This window comes from Stenotrophomonas sp. ATs4 (assembly GCF_051861585.1).
GTDB lineage: Bacteria > Pseudomonadota > Gammaproteobacteria > Xanthomonadales > Xanthomonadaceae > Stenotrophomonas > Stenotrophomonas maltophilia_AS.
On record NZ_JBLYPK010000011.1, the window covers coordinates 51,273 to 70,103 of the forward strand.

General features: G+C 66.8%; 16 protein-coding genes. 10 read left to right on the top strand and 6 right to left on the bottom strand.

What is annotated here, in order from left to right:
- The first annotated feature begins 14 nt into the window (after nucleotides 1-14).
- Complete coding sequence (locus ABR323_RS18505; protein WP_439450349.1) at nucleotides 15-185, top strand: hypothetical protein; 171 nt, start codon at nucleotides 15-17, stop codon at nucleotides 183-185.
- Nucleotides 186-245: 60 nt separating this feature from the next.
- Here the strand turns inward: ABR323_RS18505 and ABR323_RS18510 are convergent, their stop codons facing one another.
- Nucleotides 246-2,291, bottom strand: coding sequence for a TonB-dependent receptor domain-containing protein (locus tag ABR323_RS18510; protein ID WP_439450350.1), 2,046 nt, complete (start codon nucleotides 2,289-2,291; stop codon nucleotides 246-248).
- A gap of 492 nt (nucleotides 2,292-2,783) precedes the next feature.
- Between ABR323_RS18510 and mdoH the strand changes: the two genes are divergently transcribed.
- From mdoH to hemC, 5 genes are all read left to right on the top strand, one after another.
- Nucleotides 2,784-4,709: a glucans biosynthesis glucosyltransferase MdoH gene (mdoH, locus tag ABR323_RS18515; protein ID WP_135275205.1), complete on the top strand. Its 1,926-nt coding sequence runs from the start codon at nucleotides 2,784-2,786 to the stop codon at nucleotides 4,707-4,709.
- Between the two features lie 50 nt (nucleotides 4,710-4,759).
- A complete protein-coding gene (locus ABR323_RS18520; protein ID WP_439450351.1) occupies nucleotides 4,760-5,419 on the top strand; it encodes an alpha/beta hydrolase in 660 nt (219 codons plus the stop codon).
- 3 nt (nucleotides 5,420-5,422) lie between these two features.
- Entirely contained in the window at nucleotides 5,423-6,466 is a 1,044-nt protein-coding gene (locus ABR323_RS18525; protein ID WP_206141103.1) for a sensor histidine kinase, read from the top strand.
- 10 nt (nucleotides 6,467-6,476) lie between these two features.
- Nucleotides 6,477-7,208, top strand: a complete 732-nt coding sequence (locus ABR323_RS18530; protein ID WP_135275203.1) for a LytR/AlgR family response regulator transcription factor — start codon at nucleotides 6,477-6,479, stop codon at nucleotides 7,206-7,208.
- A 612-nt stretch (nucleotides 7,209-7,820) separates the two neighbouring features.
- Nucleotides 7,821-8,732 (top strand): hydroxymethylbilane synthase, encoded by a 912-nt coding sequence (gene hemC / locus ABR323_RS18535; protein ID WP_439450352.1) that lies wholly within the window; start codon nucleotides 7,821-7,823, stop codon nucleotides 8,730-8,732.
- Nucleotides 8,733-8,848: 116 nt separating this feature from the next.
- Here hemC and ABR323_RS18540 read toward each other — a convergent pair whose 3' ends face one another.
- Nucleotides 8,849-9,625, bottom strand: coding sequence for a DUF481 domain-containing protein (locus ABR323_RS18540; RefSeq protein WP_135275201.1), 777 nt, complete (start codon nucleotides 9,623-9,625; stop codon nucleotides 8,849-8,851).
- Nucleotides 9,626-9,731: 106 nt separating this feature from the next.
- Nucleotides 9,732-10,340, bottom strand: coding sequence for a hypothetical protein (locus ABR323_RS18545; protein ID WP_439450353.1), 609 nt, complete (start codon nucleotides 10,338-10,340; stop codon nucleotides 9,732-9,734).
- Nucleotides 10,341-10,420: 80 nt separating this feature from the next.
- Here ABR323_RS18545 and ABR323_RS18550 point away from each other — a divergent pair, with 80 nt between their 5' ends.
- Nucleotides 10,421-11,392: a helix-turn-helix transcriptional regulator gene (locus tag ABR323_RS18550; protein WP_439450354.1), complete on the top strand. Its 972-nt coding sequence runs from the start codon at nucleotides 10,421-10,423 to the stop codon at nucleotides 11,390-11,392.
- A gap of 26 nt (nucleotides 11,393-11,418) precedes the next feature.
- A complete protein-coding gene (locus ABR323_RS18555) occupies nucleotides 11,419-12,213 on the top strand; it encodes a MetQ/NlpA family ABC transporter substrate-binding protein (RefSeq protein WP_439450355.1) in 795 nt (264 codons plus the stop codon).
- A 107-nt stretch (nucleotides 12,214-12,320) separates the two neighbouring features.
- Here the strand turns inward: ABR323_RS18555 and glpK are convergent, their stop codons facing one another.
- From glpK to ABR323_RS18570, 3 genes are all read right to left on the bottom strand, one after another.
- Entirely contained in the window at nucleotides 12,321-13,820 is a 1,500-nt protein-coding gene (glpK, locus tag ABR323_RS18560; protein WP_439450356.1) for a glycerol kinase GlpK, read from the bottom strand.
- A gap of 102 nt (nucleotides 13,821-13,922) precedes the next feature.
- A complete protein-coding gene (glpD, locus tag ABR323_RS18565) occupies nucleotides 13,923-15,410 on the bottom strand; it encodes a glycerol-3-phosphate dehydrogenase (protein ID WP_439450357.1) in 1,488 nt (495 codons plus the stop codon).
- Nucleotides 15,411-15,567: 157 nt separating this feature from the next.
- Nucleotides 15,568-16,203 carry an OmpW/AlkL family protein gene (locus ABR323_RS18570; RefSeq protein WP_010481310.1) on the bottom strand — a complete coding sequence of 212 codons (636 nt, stop codon included), beginning with the start codon at nucleotides 16,201-16,203 and terminating at the stop codon, nucleotides 15,568-15,570.
- Between the two features lie 186 nt (nucleotides 16,204-16,389).
- On the opposite strand from ABR323_RS18570, the gene ABR323_RS18575 reads away from it, so the two are divergent.
- Both ABR323_RS18575 and aceF read left to right on the top strand, forming a co-directional pair.
- Nucleotides 16,390-16,905, top strand: coding sequence for a DNA-deoxyinosine glycosylase (locus tag ABR323_RS18575; protein ID WP_439450358.1), 516 nt, complete (start codon nucleotides 16,390-16,392; stop codon nucleotides 16,903-16,905).
- 167 nt (nucleotides 16,906-17,072) lie between these two features.
- Nucleotides 17,073-18,791, top strand: coding sequence for a dihydrolipoyllysine-residue acetyltransferase (gene aceF / locus ABR323_RS18580; RefSeq protein ID WP_439450359.1), 1,719 nt, complete (start codon nucleotides 17,073-17,075; stop codon nucleotides 18,789-18,791).
- The last annotated feature ends 40 nt before the right edge of the window (nucleotides 18,792-18,831 follow it).

The window sequence follows — 18,831 nt, forward strand, 5'->3', positions numbered from 1 at the left end:
TCCATGGAGGTTGCATGACCACACCTGCTACACCGGAAAACGCACCGGGACCGGTGCTCCTGCCGACACCTGAAGTGGTGCAGGCACAACAGCTGCTCGCACGCCAGCAACTGGCGGTGGCGATGGACCGTGCACGCACGGCCGCTACGCAGAAAGCGGCCCCGGCCGCACTGGCAAGCGAGTAATCCGCAACACCGCCGATCGCGCTGGCCTGTCGCCAGCGCGATCGCGGCGCGCGCCGCCGGTCAGAACCGTGCGGTCATGCTCAGGAAGTAGCTGCGCCCGGCCACGAAGTAGTCGGTGGAGCCTTCCGCATACAGCTTCTTGTCGACCAGATTGCTGACGCCGCCGCGCAGGGTCAGCACCTCGTTGACGTTCCAGGCCGCGGTCAGGTCATACAGGGTGTAGGCCTTGAGGAAGGTTGTGGCCGTACCGGTCTGCTTGCCGGTGTACTGCGCCGACAGGCTGCTGGAGAACACCGTGTTGGGCGTCCAGTCCAGCGACGAATAGCCGGAGAACTCCGGCGTATCGATCAGGTTCCTGCCGGTGGTCAGGTTCTTGGCTTCCTTCATCCAGGTGGCCGAGGTGCGCCAGCGCCAGTGCTCGCCGAAGCGGAAGTTCAGATTGCCTTCCATGCCGCTGGTGCGCGCGCGCTGCACGTTGCTCATGCGCGTCCACCAGATGCCGTTGAACTTGCCCAGCGGTGCGTACTCGATCTTGTTCCTGAAGTCGGTATGGAAGTAGGTCAGACCGGCATCGACCAGATCGTTGTCGAAGCTGATGCCGATCTCGCGGTTGGTGCTGGTTTCCGGATCCAGGTCCGGGTTGCCGGCCATGTAGCAGCCGCCGCGGGTATAGCCCATCGGGATCAGCGAGGTGCAGCCGCGGCCGCCGGACTGGGTGGCTGCGCTGGGCGAATTTTCGGTCAGGCTGGGGGCGCGGAAGCCCTTGGAGACACCACCGCGGATCGTCCACTGTTCGGCCGGGTGCCAGACCAGGTAGGCGCGGGGGCTGACGTGGCCGCCGAACTTCTCATGGTGGTCCAGGCGCGCGCCCACGGTCAGCGCCAGCGTGCGGTGCAGTTTCAGCTCGTCCTCGACGAACAGTGCCCAGGTATCCACTTCCAGGTCGGAACCGTTCACCGCGTTGCCGGCGTAGTCGATCGGCGCGCGGCCGATGGTATCGGTGTTGGTCAGTTCCTGGCGCTTCCACTGCCCACCCACGGCGAACTGGTGTTCAACGCCCAGCGTGAACGGCGTGGTGAGGCTGCCTTCGATGATGGTATCGGTGGCTTCGGAGCGGCCGGTGGCGCCGATGTCATTCTTGTACTCGGTCCAGTAGGCACTGATCTTCGAGTTGCCGAAGCTCCACTTGCCATCGTGGTTGAGCGCCAGCGAACTGCGCTTGAGTTCGCTGGCACCCCAGGCGCCTTCGTCCTGCTTCTCCAGAGAGGCATCGATGAAGGACTGCTGCACGCCATGGCCGGCTTCCAGCGACAGTTCCTGCGCGTCGCTGAGCTTCCACTGCAGCAGTGCGTCGACGTTGCGGTCCTTCTCGCCGGCATAGGCATTGCCGTAGACGCCGCCGTTGGACTTGTCCGAATCACGGCGCATGCTGTTGGCACCGATGCGCAGGCCGAAACGTTCGCCGAGCGGGCCGGAGAACGTCGCGCCGATCTGCTGGGTGTCACCGCGCTTGCCGTCGCCCGGGCGGGTGTAGCTGTGGGTGGCGCTGCCGTTCCAGTCATCACCGATGCGCTTGGTGATGATGTTGATCACGCCACCCATCGCATCGGAGCCGTACAGCGACGACATCGGCCCGCGCACCACCTCGATGCGCTCGATCTGGTCGGGCGAGATCCAGTTCAGGTCCTGGCGGCCCAGATCGGGGCGGTAGTTGGTCGAGGCCGAACTGCCAATGCGCTTGCCATCCACCAGCACCAGCGTGTAGTTGGACGGCATGCCGCGCAGCTTGATCTTGGACTGTTCGCCAACGGCGCTGAGGCCGCCGGTCACGCCGGGAACGCGGCTGAGCAGGGTGGCCAGGTCATGCACCGGCTGGCGTGCGATGTCCTCGCGGCTGATCACGCTGATGCTGGCCGGGGCATCCTTGATCCATTGCTGATTGCCCGAGGCGGTGACCACCACGGTATCCAGGTCCTTGGTGGAGGCATCGGCGCCGGCCTCGGCGGCGGCCAGACCGGGCAGGGTGAGCAGGCAGGCGGTGGCCAGGGCGCGGGACAGGCGGGTGCGCGACAGGCGCGCAGAACAGTTGCGGGACGACAGGGACATGACGGCTTCCATCGGAGGAGAGGGGACCCGGTGGAAGCAGCAGGCGCGCGCAGACAGCAGGCAGCCCCCTTCCATGGGTCATTGGCGCAGGGTTGGAACCGGCGCAGCTGGGTGGGTCTCGGCCGTGTGGAGACGGTGACCTGCCTGGTTAATGAAATGATAACCGTTCGCGTTTGTTACGATCCAGTACCCGAGGCGACGAAATGACATTCTGTTGTCCCGAAGGGAGATCGCCTGCTGTTTGCTGAATGGGGACAAATCCCGGCGTAGACCTTCGCGCGCGGCTTACATCCAGCGCCCTAGACTGGCGCCGCATTTTCGATTCCGCCCCGTTGGAGATCGTGTGGGTTCCGGTAGTGACAGACATCGACTGTGCGGCCACAGGCCGGCACAGCCAGGACAAGTGCGGGCGCCGGGAAGGCGCGCCGGGAACCTTCGTGCATGCAGCCCGGCCGGGACGGCCGGCCGTGCCGACTGCGCGGAGTAGGCGGCATGGGGGGGCAAACCATCCACGCGGAAGCGGATACGTCCCGGCTTGACGCCGGATGGGCGCTGCTGCCTGCTGAATCGCCACTGCAGATGCCCGAGCAGACCCTGCGCGACGGCGAATTGAAGGTCCGCAGGCATCGCACATCGCCGCGCATGATCGGCCTGCGCCGGCTGTACATCTTTGGCGGCGCCTTCGCCATGACCGCCATTGCCACCCGGATGATGTGGCGGGTGCTGTCGGCCAATGGCATCAGCGTGCTCGAAGCCTGCCTGCTGGTGCTGTTCGTTGGCCTGTTTGCGTGGATCGCGCTGTCCTTTGCCAGTGCCGTGGCCGGCTTCCTGACCGCCGTGTTCGACCGTGGCTACCGCCTCGGCATCGACCCGGACAAACCGCTGCCCACCGTGCACAGCCGTACCGCGCTGCTGATGCCGACCTACAACGAAGACCCGCGCCGGCTGCTGGCCGGCCTGCAGGCGATCTACGAATCGGTGGCGGCCACCGGGCAGCTGGAACGTTTCGACTTCTTCGTGCTCAGCGATACCCGCCGCGAGGACATCGCACGGGCCGAGGAGCAGGTGTTCGCCGAACTCCGTGAGCGCGTGCCCGACGGCCAGCGGCGGCTGTTCTACCGCCGCCGCAGTGACAACGGCGCGCGCAAGGCGGGCAACATCGCCGACTGGGTGCGCCGCTTCGGTGGCGCCTACCCGCAGATGCTGATCCTGGATGCCGACAGCCTGATGACCGGCGACAGCATCGTGCGCCTGGTGGCCGGCATGGAACACAACGCCGACGTTGGCCTGATCCAGACCCTGCCCTCGGTGATCGGTGGCCGTACCCTGTTTGCCCGCATGCAGCAGTTCGGTGGCCGCGTGTATGGGCCGGTGATTGCCCGCGGCGTGGCCTGGTGGCATGGCGCCGAGAGCAACTACTGGGGCCACAACGCGATCATCCGTACCCGCGCCTTCGCCGATCAGGCCGGCCTGCCGGCGCTGCCGGGACGCAAGCCGTTTGGCGGCCACGTGCTCAGCCACGATTTCGTCGAAGCGGCGCTGATGCGCCGTGGTGGCTGGGCCGCGCACATGGTGCCCTACCTGGGTGGCAGCTACGAGGAAGGTCCGCCGACCCTCACCGACCTGCTGGTGCGCGACCGCCGCTGGTGCCAGGGCAACCTGCAGCACGGCAAGGTGGTGGGCAGTCGTGGCCTGCACTGGATCAGCCGCATGCACATGCTGATCGGCATCGGCCATTACTTCACCGCGCCGATGTGGGCGATGCTGATGCTGATCGGCATTGCCATCCCGTTGTTCCAGGAGGGCATCGACTTCAACGCCCTGCTGCACCTGTCGCCCAGCGTGTACTGGCGTGCCCAGGACGAGGAACAGGTAGTACGCCTGTTCGCCGCCACCATGGCCGTGCTGTTGCTGCCCAAGGTGCTGGGCTACCTGGCGATGCTGCTCGACCCGGTCGACCGCCGCGGCTGCGGTGGAGCGATCCGCGCGTTCGTATCGATGCTGGTGGAAACCGTGCTGGCCGCACTGATGGCGCCGGTGGTGATGTACGTGCAGTCGCGTGGCGTGGCCGAAGTGCTGTCCGGCCGCGATTCGGGTTGGGATGCCCAGCAGCGCGACGACGGCGGCATCTCCTGGTTGGCCCTGATCCGCGGCTACGGTGGCCTGGGCGTGTTCGGTGCCTTCATGGGCATGCTGGCGTGGGCGGTGTCGCCGTCGCTGGCACTGTGGATGGCGCCGGTGGTGATCGGCATGGTGCTGGCCATTCCGGTGGTGGCACTGACCTCCTCGCGTGGCCCCGGCGCCTTCCTGCATCGCCTCGGCCTGCTCGACATTCCCGAAGAGAACATCCCGCCGCCGGTGCTGGTGCGTGCCGCGCAGCTGCGCCGGGAAGCGGCCGAGCAACCACCGCTGTACTGATCTCCCCGCGGCAGCGGCATAATGCGGCTCGAACTTGAAGGAGCCGCATCATGCTGCAAACGGTGGAACAGGAAACCGGCGCTTCGCCGCAGTGGTCGGTGATCTGGCTGCACGGCCTCGGCGCCGATGGCCATGACTTCGCTCCGATCGTGCCGGAACTGGTGCGCCCGCACTGGCCGGCGCTGCGTTTCGTGTTTCCGCATGCACCGGTGCGGCCGATCACGATCAACAACGGCGTGCCGATGCGCGGCTGGTACGACATCGTCGGCATGGACTTCCGTTCGCGCGCCGACATGGCCGGGGTGCAGGAATCGGTGCAGCAGCTCGATGCGATGATCGCCCGTGAGATCGAACGCGGCATCGCGCCGGAGAAGATCTTCCTGGCCGGCTTCTCGCAGGGCGGGGCAATCATCCTCACCGCCGCGCTGTCGCGTACCGCGCCGCTGGCCGGCCTGATCGCACTGTCCACCTATCTGCCCGAAGCCGACAGCGCCAAGCGCGTTGAAGGTGCCGTACAGGTGCCTGTGTTCATGGCTCACGGCAGCAGCGATCCGGTGATTCCGCAGGCGGTGGCCGTGCACAGCGGGCAGGCGCTGCAGGCGCTGGGCCTGGACGTGGAATGGCACAGCTACCCGATGGCCCACCAGGTCTGCGCCGAAGAGATCCAGGCGCTGGGTGACTGGCTGCAGGAACGCCTGGGCGCCGCCTGAGCCATGTCTCCGGCAAGCACACCGCCGTGGATGCCGGAACTGTGCCGCCTGCCGCGGCTGGCGGCGATGCTTGGCCTGGCCGAACTGGTGGTGGTGGTGCTGGCCCTGGCGCCCGATGGCAGCCGCCACTGGACCGTCGGCGAACTGCTTTCGGCCAGTGGCTTTGCGCTGTGGCTGGCGCTGGCAGTAACCGCCAGCCTGTGCCTGCTGCGGCAGGCGCTGTCGAAGCTGCCGCAGATGCTGGGCGCAGCAACGGCGATTGTGCTGGCGGCGATGATCGCGGTGGTCTGCGCCGGAATCGTGCATGCCCTGTATGCGGTGCTGGGTGACAACTTCGCCCGCGGCATCAGCTTCTGGCGCTTCACTCTCGGCAGTGCCGCAACCACCGCACTGATCAGCGCGCTGGCGCTGCGCTATTTCTATGTGAGTGATCGCTGGGCCGCACAGGTGCAGGCCAACGCACGTGCGCAGGCCGATGCGCTGCAGGCACGGATCCGTCCCCACTTCCTGTTCAACAGCATGAACCTGATCGCCAGCCTGCTGCACCGCGACCCGGCGGTCGCTGAGCGGGCGGTGCTGGATCTGTCCGATCTGTTCCGCGCCGCCTTGGGTGCGGGCGAGGGCGATTCCACCCTGCGCGACGAATGCGAGCTGGCCGAGCGCTACCTGTCGATTGAATCGCTGCGCCTGGGCGAGCGCCTGCAGGTGCACTGGCAGCGCGACGAGCCACTGCCGTGGGACCTGCCCTTGCCGAGGCTGGTATTGCAGCCGCTGGTGGAAAATGCCGTGTTGCATGGCATCTCGCGCCTGCCCGCGGGCGGCACCATCGAACTGCAGCTCGCCCGCGAGGGCAATGAACTGCAGATCCGCGTGCGCAACCCGGCACCCGACCCGCAGGCCCCGGGGCTGGCCCTGGCACGCGGTGCGGGTCATGCCCAGCACAGCATCGGCCATCGCCTGGCCTGGCGCTTCGGCAGTGCCGCGCGGATGACGGCTGGCTGGAGCGAGGGCTACTATGCCTGTCAGGTGACGGTGCCGATCCAGTGAGGGGACGATCGTGAGGGTGGTCATCGCCGATGACGAACCGCTGGCGCGCGAGCGACTGCGCAGCCTGCTGGCCGCGCAGGAAGGCGTGGATGTAGTGGCCGAGGCCGGCAACGGCGAGCAGGCCCTGCACGCGTGCGCGGAACTGCAGCCGGACTTGGTCCTGCTGGATATCGCGATGCCCGGGCTGGATGGCCTGGAAGCTGCTCGCCACCTGGCCAGCTTCGAGCCGCGTCCGGCGGTGGTGTTCTGCACCGCCTACGATGCCCATGCGCTGTCGGCGTTCGAGGCGGCCGCGATTGATTACCTGATGAAGCCGGTGCGTGCCGAGCGCTTGGCAGCCGCCATCGCGCGGGCACGCACATTCCTGGCCGGCCGTGATGGCCAGCCGCAGGACCACCGCGGGCAGCAGGCCCGCAGCGTGCTGTGCGCGCGCCTGCGCGGCAGCCTGCGCTTGATTCCGCTGGACGACATCCACTACCTGCAGGCCGAAGAGAAGTACGTGGTGGTGCATCACGCGCGCGGCGAGGACCTGATCGAGGAGTCGTTGAAGTCGCTGGAAGAAGAGTTCGCCAGCCGCTTCATCCGCATCCATCGCAACTGCCTGGTGGCGCGCCATGAGTTGGTGGAACTGCGCCGTGGCACGGGCGGGCAGGTGCAGGCGGTGCTGCGGCATGGCAAGCAACAGCTGGAAGTCAGCCGCCGTTGCGTGGCGACGCTGAAGCAGGAACTGCGGCATCTGTGAGTGTTCCGCGCGGCCTGCGGCCGCGACTGCTTACGAGCAATGTCGAAAGCAACAGCAACAGCAACAGCAACAGCGGGTCATGGCTCGGTGCTGCTACGTGCTGGGTCGGGCCGGGGTGGGGTGGCGGGACATGCTGCAAGTACATCCCTGTAAGCTCGATGGCGCCTTGCTCGTGTGCGCTGTCCTGCGCACACGGCAAGACCGGGGTTGGGCGTCCTGCCCAACCCGCCCGAGGCATGCCTCAGGCCCATGGCGCCAACGGTCCCGCCACCCCACCTCGGCCCAACCCTCTCGTTTTTCCCGCGTCGGACGGCAAAGGCATTGTTGTTATCGGGTGGGGGAAAAGGGATCTGACCCCGGAAGCAATCGGCTTTTGATTTTTTCTTCTGATCTTCCGTGGCTGACGCACACGGAAACTGTCAAAGGCCGGGGCGGTGGGGTCAGGCGGGGTGTCCGCGGCATGGATGCCGCGGCCAAGCCCCCAGGGATGGGTTCACGGCGTCCCCGCATGACCTCACCGCCCCGGCCAAGCACGGCTTCTGCTTTGATAGCCCCAGCCACGAGGGGCTCCGCCGTTGGCCGTATCCGCGCCGAAGGCGCGATAATGACCGGATGGAAACCGTCCGCATCGCCACCCGCAAGAGCCCGCTCGCCCTCTGGCAGAGCGAACACGTCGCCGACCGCCTGCGCCAGGCCCACCCCGGCCTGCATGTGGAACTGGTGCCGATGAGCACCCGCGGTGATGAGGTGCTTGATCGGTCGCTGGCTGCCATCGGCGGCAAGGGCCTGTTCCTGAAGGAACTGGAGCTGGCGATGCTGCGCGGCGAGGCTGACTGCGCCGTGCATTCGCTCAAGGACGTGCCCATGGAACTGGACGAACCGTTCGCGTTGCCGGCAATGCTCACCCGCCATGATCCGGCCGATGGTTTCGTCTCCAATCTGTATGCCTCGCTGGATGCACTGCCGATCGGTGCGCGGGTGGGGACTTCGTCGCTGCGTCGGCAGGCGCAGCTGCGCGCGCTGCGACCGGACCTGCAGCTGCTGGACCTGCGTGGCAACGTCAACACCCGCCTGGCCAAGCTCGACAACGGCGGTTACGACGCCATCGTGTTGGCCGTGGCCGGGCTGGAGCGGCTGGGACTGGGCGAGCGCATCGTCGCGCGCCTGCAACCGCCGCAGTGGCTGCCGGCGCCGGCACAGGGCGCGGTGGCGGTGGAATGTGATGGCAGCAATACGCGCGTGATGGCGCTGTTCGCCGGCCTTGATGACGCGACCACCCGTGCCTGCGTCGAAGCCGAGCGGGCGATGAACCGCGCGCTGCATGGCAGCTGCCACGTGCCGGTGGCCGCGATCGCGCAGTGGCAGGGCGACGACCTGCACCTGCAGGGGCTGGTTGGCAGCGCCAGCGATGGGCGTGCGGTGCGTGCCGAGGCCGTGGGCCCGGCCAGTGACCCGGAAACGCTGGGCCAGCGCGTGGCGAAGATGCTGCTGGATGATGGCGCCGGCGAACTGCTGAACGTCTGAGCCACCGCAGGTAGTGCCGGCCGCTGGCCGGCAACCTCATGCCACCATTTGAATGCAGTTGCCGGCCAGCGGCCGGCACTACCGAAAGAAGAACGGGCGCCTTGGCGCCCGTTTTCTTACTTGAACTTGTAGACCACGTTCATCGTGGTCAGCGTATCGGTCTTGCGCTTGTCCTCGGCCACGTCGCTGTTGTAACGCGCCTGCCAGCCGGCCTTCAGCGCCAGATGTTCGTTCATGCTCACCGAAACGCCGAAGTCGTTCTGGCCGAAGGTGTTGTAGGAACCCGATTCGACCAGCAGGGTGTTGACCAGGTCGGTGTTGTCGGTCAGCGAGTACTTCATGTCGAACAGGCCGCGGCCGATCATGCCGGTGCGGGTGCGGTCGTCCTCGGTGCTGTGGGTGCGGCGCACACCGGGGCCGATCTGCGCGTCGAACGAGAAGCGCTCGGTGTTCCACAGGCGGGTGCCGTAACCCAGACCGAACGAGCTCTGGCGGTCGTAGGTGGCGAAGTCGTCACGCTCGGTACGCACCGTGGCCGTCAGCTGGCGGTGCTCGCCCAGCTGCAGCGCGCTGCCGGCACTGCCGGTGTAGCGGTTGGCCGTGGTGTTGTTGCGGCGGCTGGTGGAGCCGTCGTCGTGGGTCTCGATCACCTTGGAGCTGGAGCGCAGGCCGGCCAGGTCCATGCTGTGTACCCAGTCGCCGTCGGTATAGCGCAGGCGCAGGCGGCCGTTGAAACTCTCGGTGCTGCTGTTGCCGCGTGCCGAGGCGAAGCCCAGCTCGCCGCCACTGCCGCTCCACGGCGAGGACATCGCCGCCAGTTCGGAGGCATCCTGCGCATACGCCAGCGGGGCGCACAGCAGCAGGGGGATCAGCAGGGACACACGCAGGGACATCGGGGCTTCTCCGAAGCGGTTGGCAGCCGGTGATGATACTGGAAGCGTGATGGCGGTCCGAATCGATCCAAAACGCGCTTCAGGAAACGTTGCTGAGACGCCCCATTCAGGGTAGATCGACGCGCAATGCCGGGTCGTTGAAGCGCGAATAGCGCAGCCGCAGCTGGAAGCTGCGGCCGTTGCTGTTGCCGCTGCGTACGATCTGCCGCGGGAGTCCCTTGGCGTCCACCCAGTACTCCAGCCGTTCGCTGGGCTGGGCACCGCGCAGGCGGTAGTGACGCGTCTCGACCCCGTCCAGCGTCTGGCTGCCGAGGTCTTCGGCCTGCAGATCGGCGGGCAGGGCATCGGCCGGCAGCGGGTTGCGCCATTGCTCGAGGAGCCCCGGCGGGGTCGGTACCTGGCGGACCCCACCCTCGGCCCGCAGGAACATGGTGTCGCCGATGATGGTCTGCGGCCCGGCCGGAGTCTCCACCCGGAAACGATCGGGGGCGACGAAGTCCATGGCGCTGCGCACCGGCTGCGGTGCACCCAGTACCTCCAGCTCGGCATGGAAGCTGCGCAGTGCAGCGAAGCGCTGGCTGGCCGCGAGCACCGCCTGTGCCGGATCGGCGGCGGGGACGGCGGCACCGGCTCCGCCGCTGGCCGGAGCCGGTGCGCGATCGCAGGCGGCCAGCAGCAGACAGGCCAGCAGGGGCAGAGCAGGCAACCGGCGCATCGCGTGTTCCTGGGGGCGGGGGTGCCCACGATAGCCCAAACGTCCCACACAAGACCCGCGACTCGGACATAATCGGGGGTATGGACCGATACGAACGCATCACCGCCCTGCATCGTCTGCTCAAGTCCGCGCGCTATCCGGTGACGGTGGCGACCCTGCAGGACAAGCTCGGTTGTTCCCGTGCCACTGTCTACCGCGACCTGGCCTTCCTGCGCGATGCGCTGATGGCACCGATCGAGGGGGACGGCGAGGCGGGCTTCCGCTACCAGGCCGACGAGAGTGACCGCTTCGAGCTGCCCGGCCTGTGGCTGAGCTCGGAAGAGTTGCACGCCCTGCTGGCCTCGCAGCACCTGCTGGCACGGACCGGCGGCGGTGTGCTGTCCTCGGTGCTGGCACCGTTGCAGCAGCGCATTGAAAGCCTGCTGGCGGCCCAGGCCGGCGTTTCCAACTGGCCGGTGGACCGTGTGCGGGTGATTCCGCACCGTGGCCGCAAGTTCGACGAGGGCAGCTTCCGCAGCGTGGCCTCGGCCGTGCTGGAGCGACGCCAGCTGGCATTCGAATACCGGGCCCGTTCCACCGACGAGCCGACCAAGCGTACGGTCTCGCCGCAGCGCCTGACCCACTACCGCGACAACTGGTACCTGGATGCCTGGGACCATGACCGCGAGGCGCTGCGCAGCTTCGCCGTGGACCGAATCCACAAGGCGCGGGTGGTCGACAGCACCGCCCGCGACGTTGCCGACAGCGAATTGGACGAGCAGCTGGGCGCCAGCTACGGCATCTTCTCCGGTGCACCGAAGGGCTGGGCGACCATTCTGTTCAGCGCCAAGGCTGCACGCTGGGTGGCCGACGAGCACTGGCATTCCAAGCAGCAGGGCCGTTTCCTGGCCGACGGCCGCTATGAACTGAAGGTGCCGTACAGCGTCTCGCGCGAACTGTTGATGGACGTGCTGCACTACGGATCGGACGCCGAGATTGTCGAGCCGGTGATGCTGCGCGAGCAGGCCAAGGCGCTGCTGGAACTGGCCCTGACCAACTACGAAAAATCCTGACACTCCCCCCGAGATCGATTGCGCCCATGAAGAAGACCCTGTTGCTGCCCCTGTTCGCCGCTGCGCTGGCCCTGACCGCCTGCGGCAAGTCCGGCGAGCCCTCGCAGAAGCTGGTGGTGGCTGCCACGGCCGTGCCGCATGCCGAGATCCTCGAAGTGGTCAAGCCGATCCTCAAGGAGGAAGGCGTGGACCTGGACGTGCGCGTGTTCAACGACTACGTGCAGCCCAACGATCAGCTGGTGCAGAAGCAGGTGGATGCCAACTACTTCCAGACCGAGCCGTACCTGGATGCCTACAACCGTGATCGCAAGAGCGACCTGGTGAAGGTCATCGGCGTGCATATCGAGCCGTTCGGGGCGTACTCGCGCAAGATCAAGTCGCTGGCCGAGCTGCGCGAAGGCGCCGATGTGGTGATCCCGAACGACCCGAGCAACAACAGCCGCGCGCTGATCCTGCTGCACAAGGCCGGTGTGATCGAGCTGAAGGATCCGACCAACGCGCTGTCGACCCAGCGCGACATCGCCGCCAACCCGAAGAAGCTGAAGTTCCGCGAGCTGGATTCGGCGATGCTGCCGCGTGTGCTGGACCAGGTGGACCTGGCCCTGATCAACACCAACTACGCGCTGGACGCCGGCCTCAACCCGACCAAGGACGCATTGGCGATCGAGAGCATGGACTCGCCGTACGTGAACTTCCTGGTCGCGCGCCCGGACAACAAGGACGACGCCCGCGTGCAGAAGCTGGCCAAGGCCCTGACCAGCCCGCAGGTGAAGGCCTTCATCGAGACCAAGTACAAGGGCGCGGTGCTGCCGGCGTTCTGACCGGCGCTACGGACGTTCTGGTCATGCGGTAGTGCCGGCCGCTGGCCGGCAATCTGTAAACGCCGCCAAGGATCATGGGGTTGCCGGCCAGCGGCCGGCACTACCCCTCAATCAACGTGGAAGGCGAGGGTGGCCGCCACGGCCTGCTGCCAACCGGCATACAGCTTCTCGCGCCGGGCCACCTCCATCTGTGGCTCGAAGCGCCGGTCCAGGCCCCACTGCGCCGCGATCTGCTCACGGCTTGACCAGAAACCCACCGCCAACCCGGCCAGGTAAGCCGCACCCAGCGCGGTGGTCTCGGTCAGCCGTGGTCGCAGCAACGGCACGCCGAGGATGTCGGCCTGGAACCCGGCCAGGAAGTCGTTGCCGATCGCACCACCGTCGGCGCGCAGCTCGGTCAACGCGATGCCTGCATCGGATTGCATCGCATCAAGCACGTCGCGGGTCTGGTAGGCCATGGCCTCCAGCGCCGCACGCACGAAGTGCGCCTTGCGGGTGCCGCGGGTCAGGCCGAACATCGCCCCGCGCACGTCACTGCGCCAATAGGGGGCGCCCAGGCCGACGAAGGCCGGTACCAGGTACACGCCGCCGCTGTCCGGTACCTGCGCGGCCAGCGCCTGGCTGTCACCGGCGCGCTCGATCATGCGCAGCCCATCGCGCAGCCACTGCACCACAGAACCGGCGACGAAGATCGAACCCTCCAGCGCATACTCCACGCGTCCGTCCAGGCCCCAGGCGATGGTGGTCAGCAGACCGTTGCGCGAGCGCACCGCCTGCGCGCCGGTATGCATCAGCATGAAGCAGCCGGTGCCATAGGTGTTCTTGACCATGCCCGGCTGGAAGCAGGCCTGGCCGAACAGGGCGGCCTGCTGGTCACCGGCGATGCCGGCGATCGGAATCGGGTGGTCGAAGAAGAACTGCGGTCGCGTGTGCGCGTACACGGAACTGGAGTCGCGTACCTGCGGCAGCATCGCGCGCGGGATATCCAGCAGCGCCAGCAGTTCGTCATCCCAGTCCAGCGTGTGGATGTTGAACAGCAGGGTACGTGCCGCATTGCTGTAGTCGGTCACGTGCGCCTGGCCACCGCTCAGGTTCCACACCAGCCAGCTGTCGATGGTGCCGAACAGTAGTTCGCCGCGTTCGGCACGCTGTTGTGCACCCTCCACGTGGTCGAGGATCCAGCGGATCTTGGTGGCTGAAAAATAGGCATCAATCAACAGGCCGGTGCGCTCACGGACCAACGCTTCATGGCCTTCGGACTTCAAGCGCTCGCAGATGGCGTGGCTCTGCCGCGACTGCCAGACGATGGCGTTGTGGATCGGCTGGCCGCTGGCGCGGTCCCAGACCACCGTGGTTTCACGCTGGTTGGTGATGCCCAGTGCGGCAATATGACGTGGGTCGATCTGCCCGCGACTGAGCAGTTCGGTCAGCGTGGCATAGACACTGGTGAGGATCTCGCGCGGGTCATGCTCCACCCAGCCGGGCTGCGGGAAGATCTGCGCAAACTCGCGCTGCGCGCTACCGACGATGTCACCGGCATGGTCGAACAGGATCGCGCGCGAACTGGTGGTGCCCTGGTCGATGGCCAGCACGTAGCGGGGCGTCATGCAGCGTCTCCGGTAGAACGGTCAGGGTAACTTACCTTTCTCTCTGTAGAGCCGAGCCATGCTCGGCTGCATTTGCACAACGCAGCCGAGCATGGCTCGGCTCTACAGGGTGGGATGCTCCATCCACGCCTGCAGCCGTGCCACCTGCATGGCATCCAGGCGCAGGCCCAGCTTGCTCCTGCGCCACAGCACGTCCTCCGCGGTGCGCGCCCACTCGTGGTCACGCAGGAACGCCACTTCGCGTGCGTGCAGGCCGCCGCCGAAGGCTTCGCCCAGGTCGTCCGTGCCCTGCGCATCCTGCAGCAGGGCGACGCTGCGGCTGCCATAGGCTTCGGCCCACCGGCGCGCGGTGTCTGCCGGCAGCCACGGGGCCGATGCCAGCAGGCGCGAGCATGCCTGGGCGGCGTCGCCCCAGTCGCTGCCCGGCAACGGCTCACCGCCGGCGGTCCAGGCCGGGCCCATCTGTGGCAGCTGCGGACGGAGCAGTTCCAGTGCCTCCTCGGCCAGTACCCGGTAGGTGGTCAGTTTGCCGCCGAGCACATGCAGTGCCGGTGCGGGCTCCGACTGCAGCTGCAGGCGGTAGTCGCGGCTCAGCTTCGCCGCGCGCGGGTCGGGGTCGGCCAGCAATGGGCGCACGCCTGCGAACTGCCAGACCACGTCTTCCGGAGTGATCGGTTCGCGCAGATAGCGGTTGGCCGCCTCGCACAGGTAGGCGACTTCGGAAGGCAGTACGCTGCAGCGTGCCGGGTCGCCGCGATAGTCCGTGTCGGTGGTGCCGACCAGCAGGTGGTCGTGGGCGAACGGCAGCAGGAACACCACGCGGCCATCGGGTTGCTGCAGCAGGCAGGCGCTGTCGTCAGGCCACGCGCGGCGAAGGACCAGGTGGCTGCCCTGCACCAGGCGCAGGGCAGGGCCGGCGCTGCGCGGCTGCATCCGATCCAGCAGGCCACCGGCCCAGGGACCGCCAGCGTTGACCACAGCACGGGTGGTCAGCGCCTGCTGCTGGCCATCGCTGGTTTCCAGCAGCACGTGCCAGCGGCCCTGCTCGGCGCGCAGATCGGCGCAGCGGCTGTGGACCTGCACCTGTGCACCGCGTTGCGCGGCATCCAGTGCATTGAGGACGACCAGACGCGCATCATCGACCTGCGCGTCGGCATAGCTGAAGCCCTGTCGCAGCGATGGCGAAAGCTGTGCGCCCAGTGGGTCATGGCGCAGGTCCAGCGCGCCCGATGCAGGGAAGGCCGGGCTGCGCGGCCCAAGGTGGTCGTACAGCCACAAGCCCGTGCGGAGCAACCAGCGTGGGCGCAGGTGCGGTTCCCAGGGCAGCACGAAACGCAGCGGCCGGACCAGGTACGGGGCCTGACGTCGCACGATCTCGCGTTCGCTCAAGGCCTTGCGCACCAGGCCGAACTCGCGCTGTTCCAGATAGCGCAGGCCACCGTGGATCAACTTGCTGCTGGCACTGGATGTATGCGCAGCGAGGTCATGCTGCTCGCACAGCAGCACGCGCAGGCCACGACCGCTGGCATCACGGGCAATGCCGGCACCGTTGATGCCGCCACCGATCACCAGCAGGTCGACGTCGTGCATCGCGCCTCCGCATCCTGTGTGTGTAGAGTCGAATCCATGCTCGGCTGCTTTTCCAGAAGTCGAGCATGGCTCGACTCTACAGAACGCAGGTGACGGAAACGACGACGGGCCCCGTAGGGCCCGTCGCGTTACATCAATGAAGCAGGTACTGCCTGGATCAGAAGCGGGCACCGATGCCGAAGCCGACGGTCCACGGATCCATCTTGGCTTCACCGATCTTCTCGCCGCCGACCTTCACGTCCGGGCGCGAGCGCATGTAGCGCGCATCGGCACGGGCGAACCAGGTGGAGTTGATGTTCATGTCCACGCCGACGGTGCCGATCACGCCCTTGGCATCCTTGAAGCGGATGTCGGTGTCAGCGCCGTTGCCCAGCTTCTCGTTGCTGAAGCTCGACTGGTAGTAGCCCACGCCCACGAACGGACGGAACACGTTGTCAGCCTGGCCGAAGTGGTACTGGCCGCTCAGCGCGATCGGCTGCTGCTCGACCGAGCCCAGGCGGGCGTTGTCCGGGCCCTTGAACTTGTTGTCGAACTTGTCGGCAGCGCCCCACAGTTCAACGGCCCAGTTGTCGTTGATGTAGTAGCTGAAGCTGACGGTCGGCGCCGGGCCGCCATCGGTCTTCTTCACGCCGGTGATCGGGTCGTTCTTCGGTTCCAGCAGCGAGATGCCGCCAACAACGGCAAAATGCTTGCCCGAAGCGGTGTCGGTGCTGCTGCTGTCCTGGGCGAAAGCGGCCGGCGCGAACGCGGCGGAGGTCAGCAGGGCGAGACTCAGGATACGGATGGAGCGCATGGGGGTATCTCCTAATGTTTCTTGTTTTGGGCCCCCGGTTGCGGGGCGAGCACACCGTAGTCGCCCCAACATGAATCGAATCCGACGCGCGTTAAAAAATAGTTTTCTTTGTTCAGCGACTGGAGCGGAAAGCCTGTTTTCATGGGCTTTTCGGCCATCAGCGGCATTCATGCAGTTGGAGAAGATGTGAGCGAAGCAACGATGTGCATCGGCCTGCAAGCGCAGGTGAACGTGGAGTGCCGGGTGCTGCTGCTGGGCTCGATGCCGGGCGTTGCGTCATTGCAGGAGCAGCGCTATTACGCGCACCCGCGCAATCGATTCTGGCCGCTGCTGGCCGATATCTGCGGTTTCGACGTGACCCTGGCCTACCCGCAACGGCTGCAGGCCTTGATGGCGGCAAAGATCGGCCTGTGGGATGTGATCGGCCAGTGCGAACGGCGCGGCAGCCTGGATGCCGACATCGTGCGTGGTACGGAAATACCCAATGCACTACCGGCACTGATCGCCTCGCTTCCTGAGCTGGAGCTGATCGGTTGCAACGGCGGCGCGGCGCTGCAGGCATTCCAGCGTTGGGTACTGCCCGGGCTCAAGGCGCCACCGAGGCTGCTGGCACTGCCGTCCACCAGCCCGGCCAATGCGGCGTGGTCGTTGTCGCGCCTGCGCCTGGCCTGGCAGCCGGTGGCCGACGCACTGGCGACATGAAGCCGACATTGTCCGGACAATACGCTACCGACTGGATGCAGCCACAACCCATGGGCAACAGCGTGTCTCGGCTGCGTGCGTACTGAAAACACCTGTAACGGTTGGCGCTGGCCCCCGCTGGCCGCACAATAGACGTTTCCCTACACCAGATTGCCGGAGTTATCCCCATGGCCGAAATCAAGGAAGCACTTGTCCCCGATATCGGTGACTACAGCGATATCCCGGTAATCGAGGTGCTTGTCGCCGTCGGCGACACGGTCAAGAAGGACCAGGGCCTGGTGACGCTGGAAAGCGACAAGGCAACCATGGAAGTGCCGTCGGCCGTGGCCGGTGTGGTCAAGGAGATCAAGGTCAAGGTCGGTGACAGCCTGTCTGAAGGCAAGGTTGTGGCGCTGATCGAAGTGGCTGAAGGCGAGGCTGCCAAGCCGGCCGCGGCTGCCCCGGCACCCGCACCGGCCAAGGCCGCTGCCCCGGCCGCCGCCGCCCAGAGCGCGCCGGCCCCGGCCGCAGTTGCGCCGGCCGCTTCGGCTGCCAGCGGTGGCGCGGTTGAAGCGCTGGTGCCGGACATCGGCGATTACGCCGGCATCCCGGTCATCGAAGTGCTGGTCGCCGTGGGCGACACGGTCAAGAAGGACCAGGGCCTGGTGACGCTGGAAAGCGACAAGGCCACCATGGAAGTGCCGTCTTCGGTGGCCGGCGTGGTCAAGGAGATCAAGGTCAAGGTCGGCGACAATCTGTCGCAGGGCAATGTGGTCGCCATCATCGAAGCCGAGGGCGCCGCCGCGCCGGCACCGACCAAGGCTGCCGCTGCTGCCGCTCCGGCTGCCGCCGAGACCGCCACCAAGGTCGAGCCGGTCGCTGTGCCGGCGCAGCCGGACAAGCTGGCTGCCCGCGAAATCGCCTCGGCCGGTACCCCGTCCAGCCCGCCGGTGCAGTTCAACGCCGATGGCGTGCTGCCGGCCAAGGTGCCGTACGCCACCCCGGCAGTGCGCGTATTCGCCCGTGAACTGGGCGTGGACCTGCTGCAGATCAACGGCACCGAGAAGGGTGGCCGCATCACCAAGGGTGATGTGCAGAAGTTCGTCAAGGCCGCACTCAGTGGTGGCGTGCCGGCTGCCGGCGGTGCTGCTGTCGCTGCCGGTGGTGGCCTGAACCTGCTGCCGTGGCCGAAGGTCGATTTCAGCAAGTTCGGCGATGTCGAAGTGCAGCCGTTGTCGCGCATCAAGAAGATCTCGGGTGCGAACCTGGCCCGCAACTGGGCGATGATTCCGCACGTCACCCAGTTCGAACAGGCCGATATCACCGACCTGGAAGGCCTGCGCGTGGCGCTGAACAAGGAGAACGAGAAGGCCGGCATCAAGCTGACCATGCTTGCCTTCCTGATCAAGGCCAGTGCTGCGGCGCTGAAGCAGTTCCCGGAGTTCAACGCGTCGCTCGATGCCAGCGGCGAGAACCTGACCCTGAAGAAGTACTTCAACATCGGCTTCGCCGCCGACACGCCCAACGGCCTGGTCGTTCCGGTCATCCGCGATGTCGACAAGAAGGGCGTGGTGCAGATCGCGCAGGAAACCGGCGAACTGGCCAAGAAGGCGCGCGACGGCAAGCTGGGCCCGGCCGACATGAGCGGCGGCTGCTTCTCGATCAGCTCGCTGGGCGGCATTGGTGGCACCGCGTTCACCCCGATCGTCAATGCACCGGAAGTGGCCATCCTCGGCGTCTCCAAGTCGTCCATCCAGCCGGTCTGGAACGGCAAGGAATTCGCACCGAAGCTGATGCTGCCGCTGTCGCTGAGCTACGACCACCGCGTCATCGATGGCGCCCTGGCCGCACGCTTCACCACGTACCTGTCGCAGGTGCTGGCCGACATGCGCCGCGTGTTGCTGTAAGGCACCCGCTTCGCCCCCACCGTGCGGCCGCTGCCCCTGG

Bases quoted from the DNA above. Each gene is read 5' to 3' on its own strand.
- ABR323_RS18505 (WP_439450349.1), top strand. From the start codon at position 15: ATGACCACACCTGCTACACCGGAAAACGCACCGGGACCGGTGCTCCTG.
- ABR323_RS18510 (WP_439450350.1), bottom strand. From the start codon at position 2,291: ATGTCCCTGTCGTCCCGCAACTGTTCTGCGCGCCTGTCGCGCACCCGC.
- mdoH (WP_135275205.1), top strand. From the start codon at position 2,784: ATGGGGGGGCAAACCATCCACGCGGAAGCGGATACGTCCCGGCTTGAC.
- ABR323_RS18520 (WP_439450351.1), top strand. From the start codon at position 4,760: ATGCTGCAAACGGTGGAACAGGAAACCGGCGCTTCGCCGCAGTGGTCG.
- ABR323_RS18525 (WP_206141103.1), top strand. From the start codon at position 5,423: ATGTCTCCGGCAAGCACACCGCCGTGGATGCCGGAACTGTGCCGCCTG.
- hemC (WP_439450352.1), top strand. From the start codon at position 7,821: ATGGAAACCGTCCGCATCGCCACCCGCAAGAGCCCGCTCGCCCTCTGG.
- ABR323_RS18540 (WP_135275201.1), bottom strand. From the start codon at position 9,625: ATGTCCCTGCGTGTGTCCCTGCTGATCCCCCTGCTGCTGTGCGCCCCG.
- ABR323_RS18545 (WP_439450353.1), bottom strand. From the start codon at position 10,340: ATGCGCCGGTTGCCTGCTCTGCCCCTGCTGGCCTGTCTGCTGCTGGCC.
- ABR323_RS18550 (WP_439450354.1), top strand. From the start codon at position 10,421: ATGGACCGATACGAACGCATCACCGCCCTGCATCGTCTGCTCAAGTCC.
- ABR323_RS18555 (WP_439450355.1), top strand. From the start codon at position 11,419: ATGAAGAAGACCCTGTTGCTGCCCCTGTTCGCCGCTGCGCTGGCCCTG.
- glpK (WP_439450356.1), bottom strand. From the start codon at position 13,820: ATGACGCCCCGCTACGTGCTGGCCATCGACCAGGGCACCACCAGTTCG.
- glpD (WP_439450357.1), bottom strand. From the start codon at position 15,410: ATGCACGACGTCGACCTGCTGGTGATCGGTGGCGGCATCAACGGTGCC.
- ABR323_RS18570 (WP_010481310.1), bottom strand. From the start codon at position 16,203: ATGCGCTCCATCCGTATCCTGAGTCTCGCCCTGCTGACCTCCGCCGCG.
- aceF (WP_439450359.1), top strand. From the start codon at position 17,073: ATGGCCGAAATCAAGGAAGCACTTGTCCCCGATATCGGTGACTACAGC.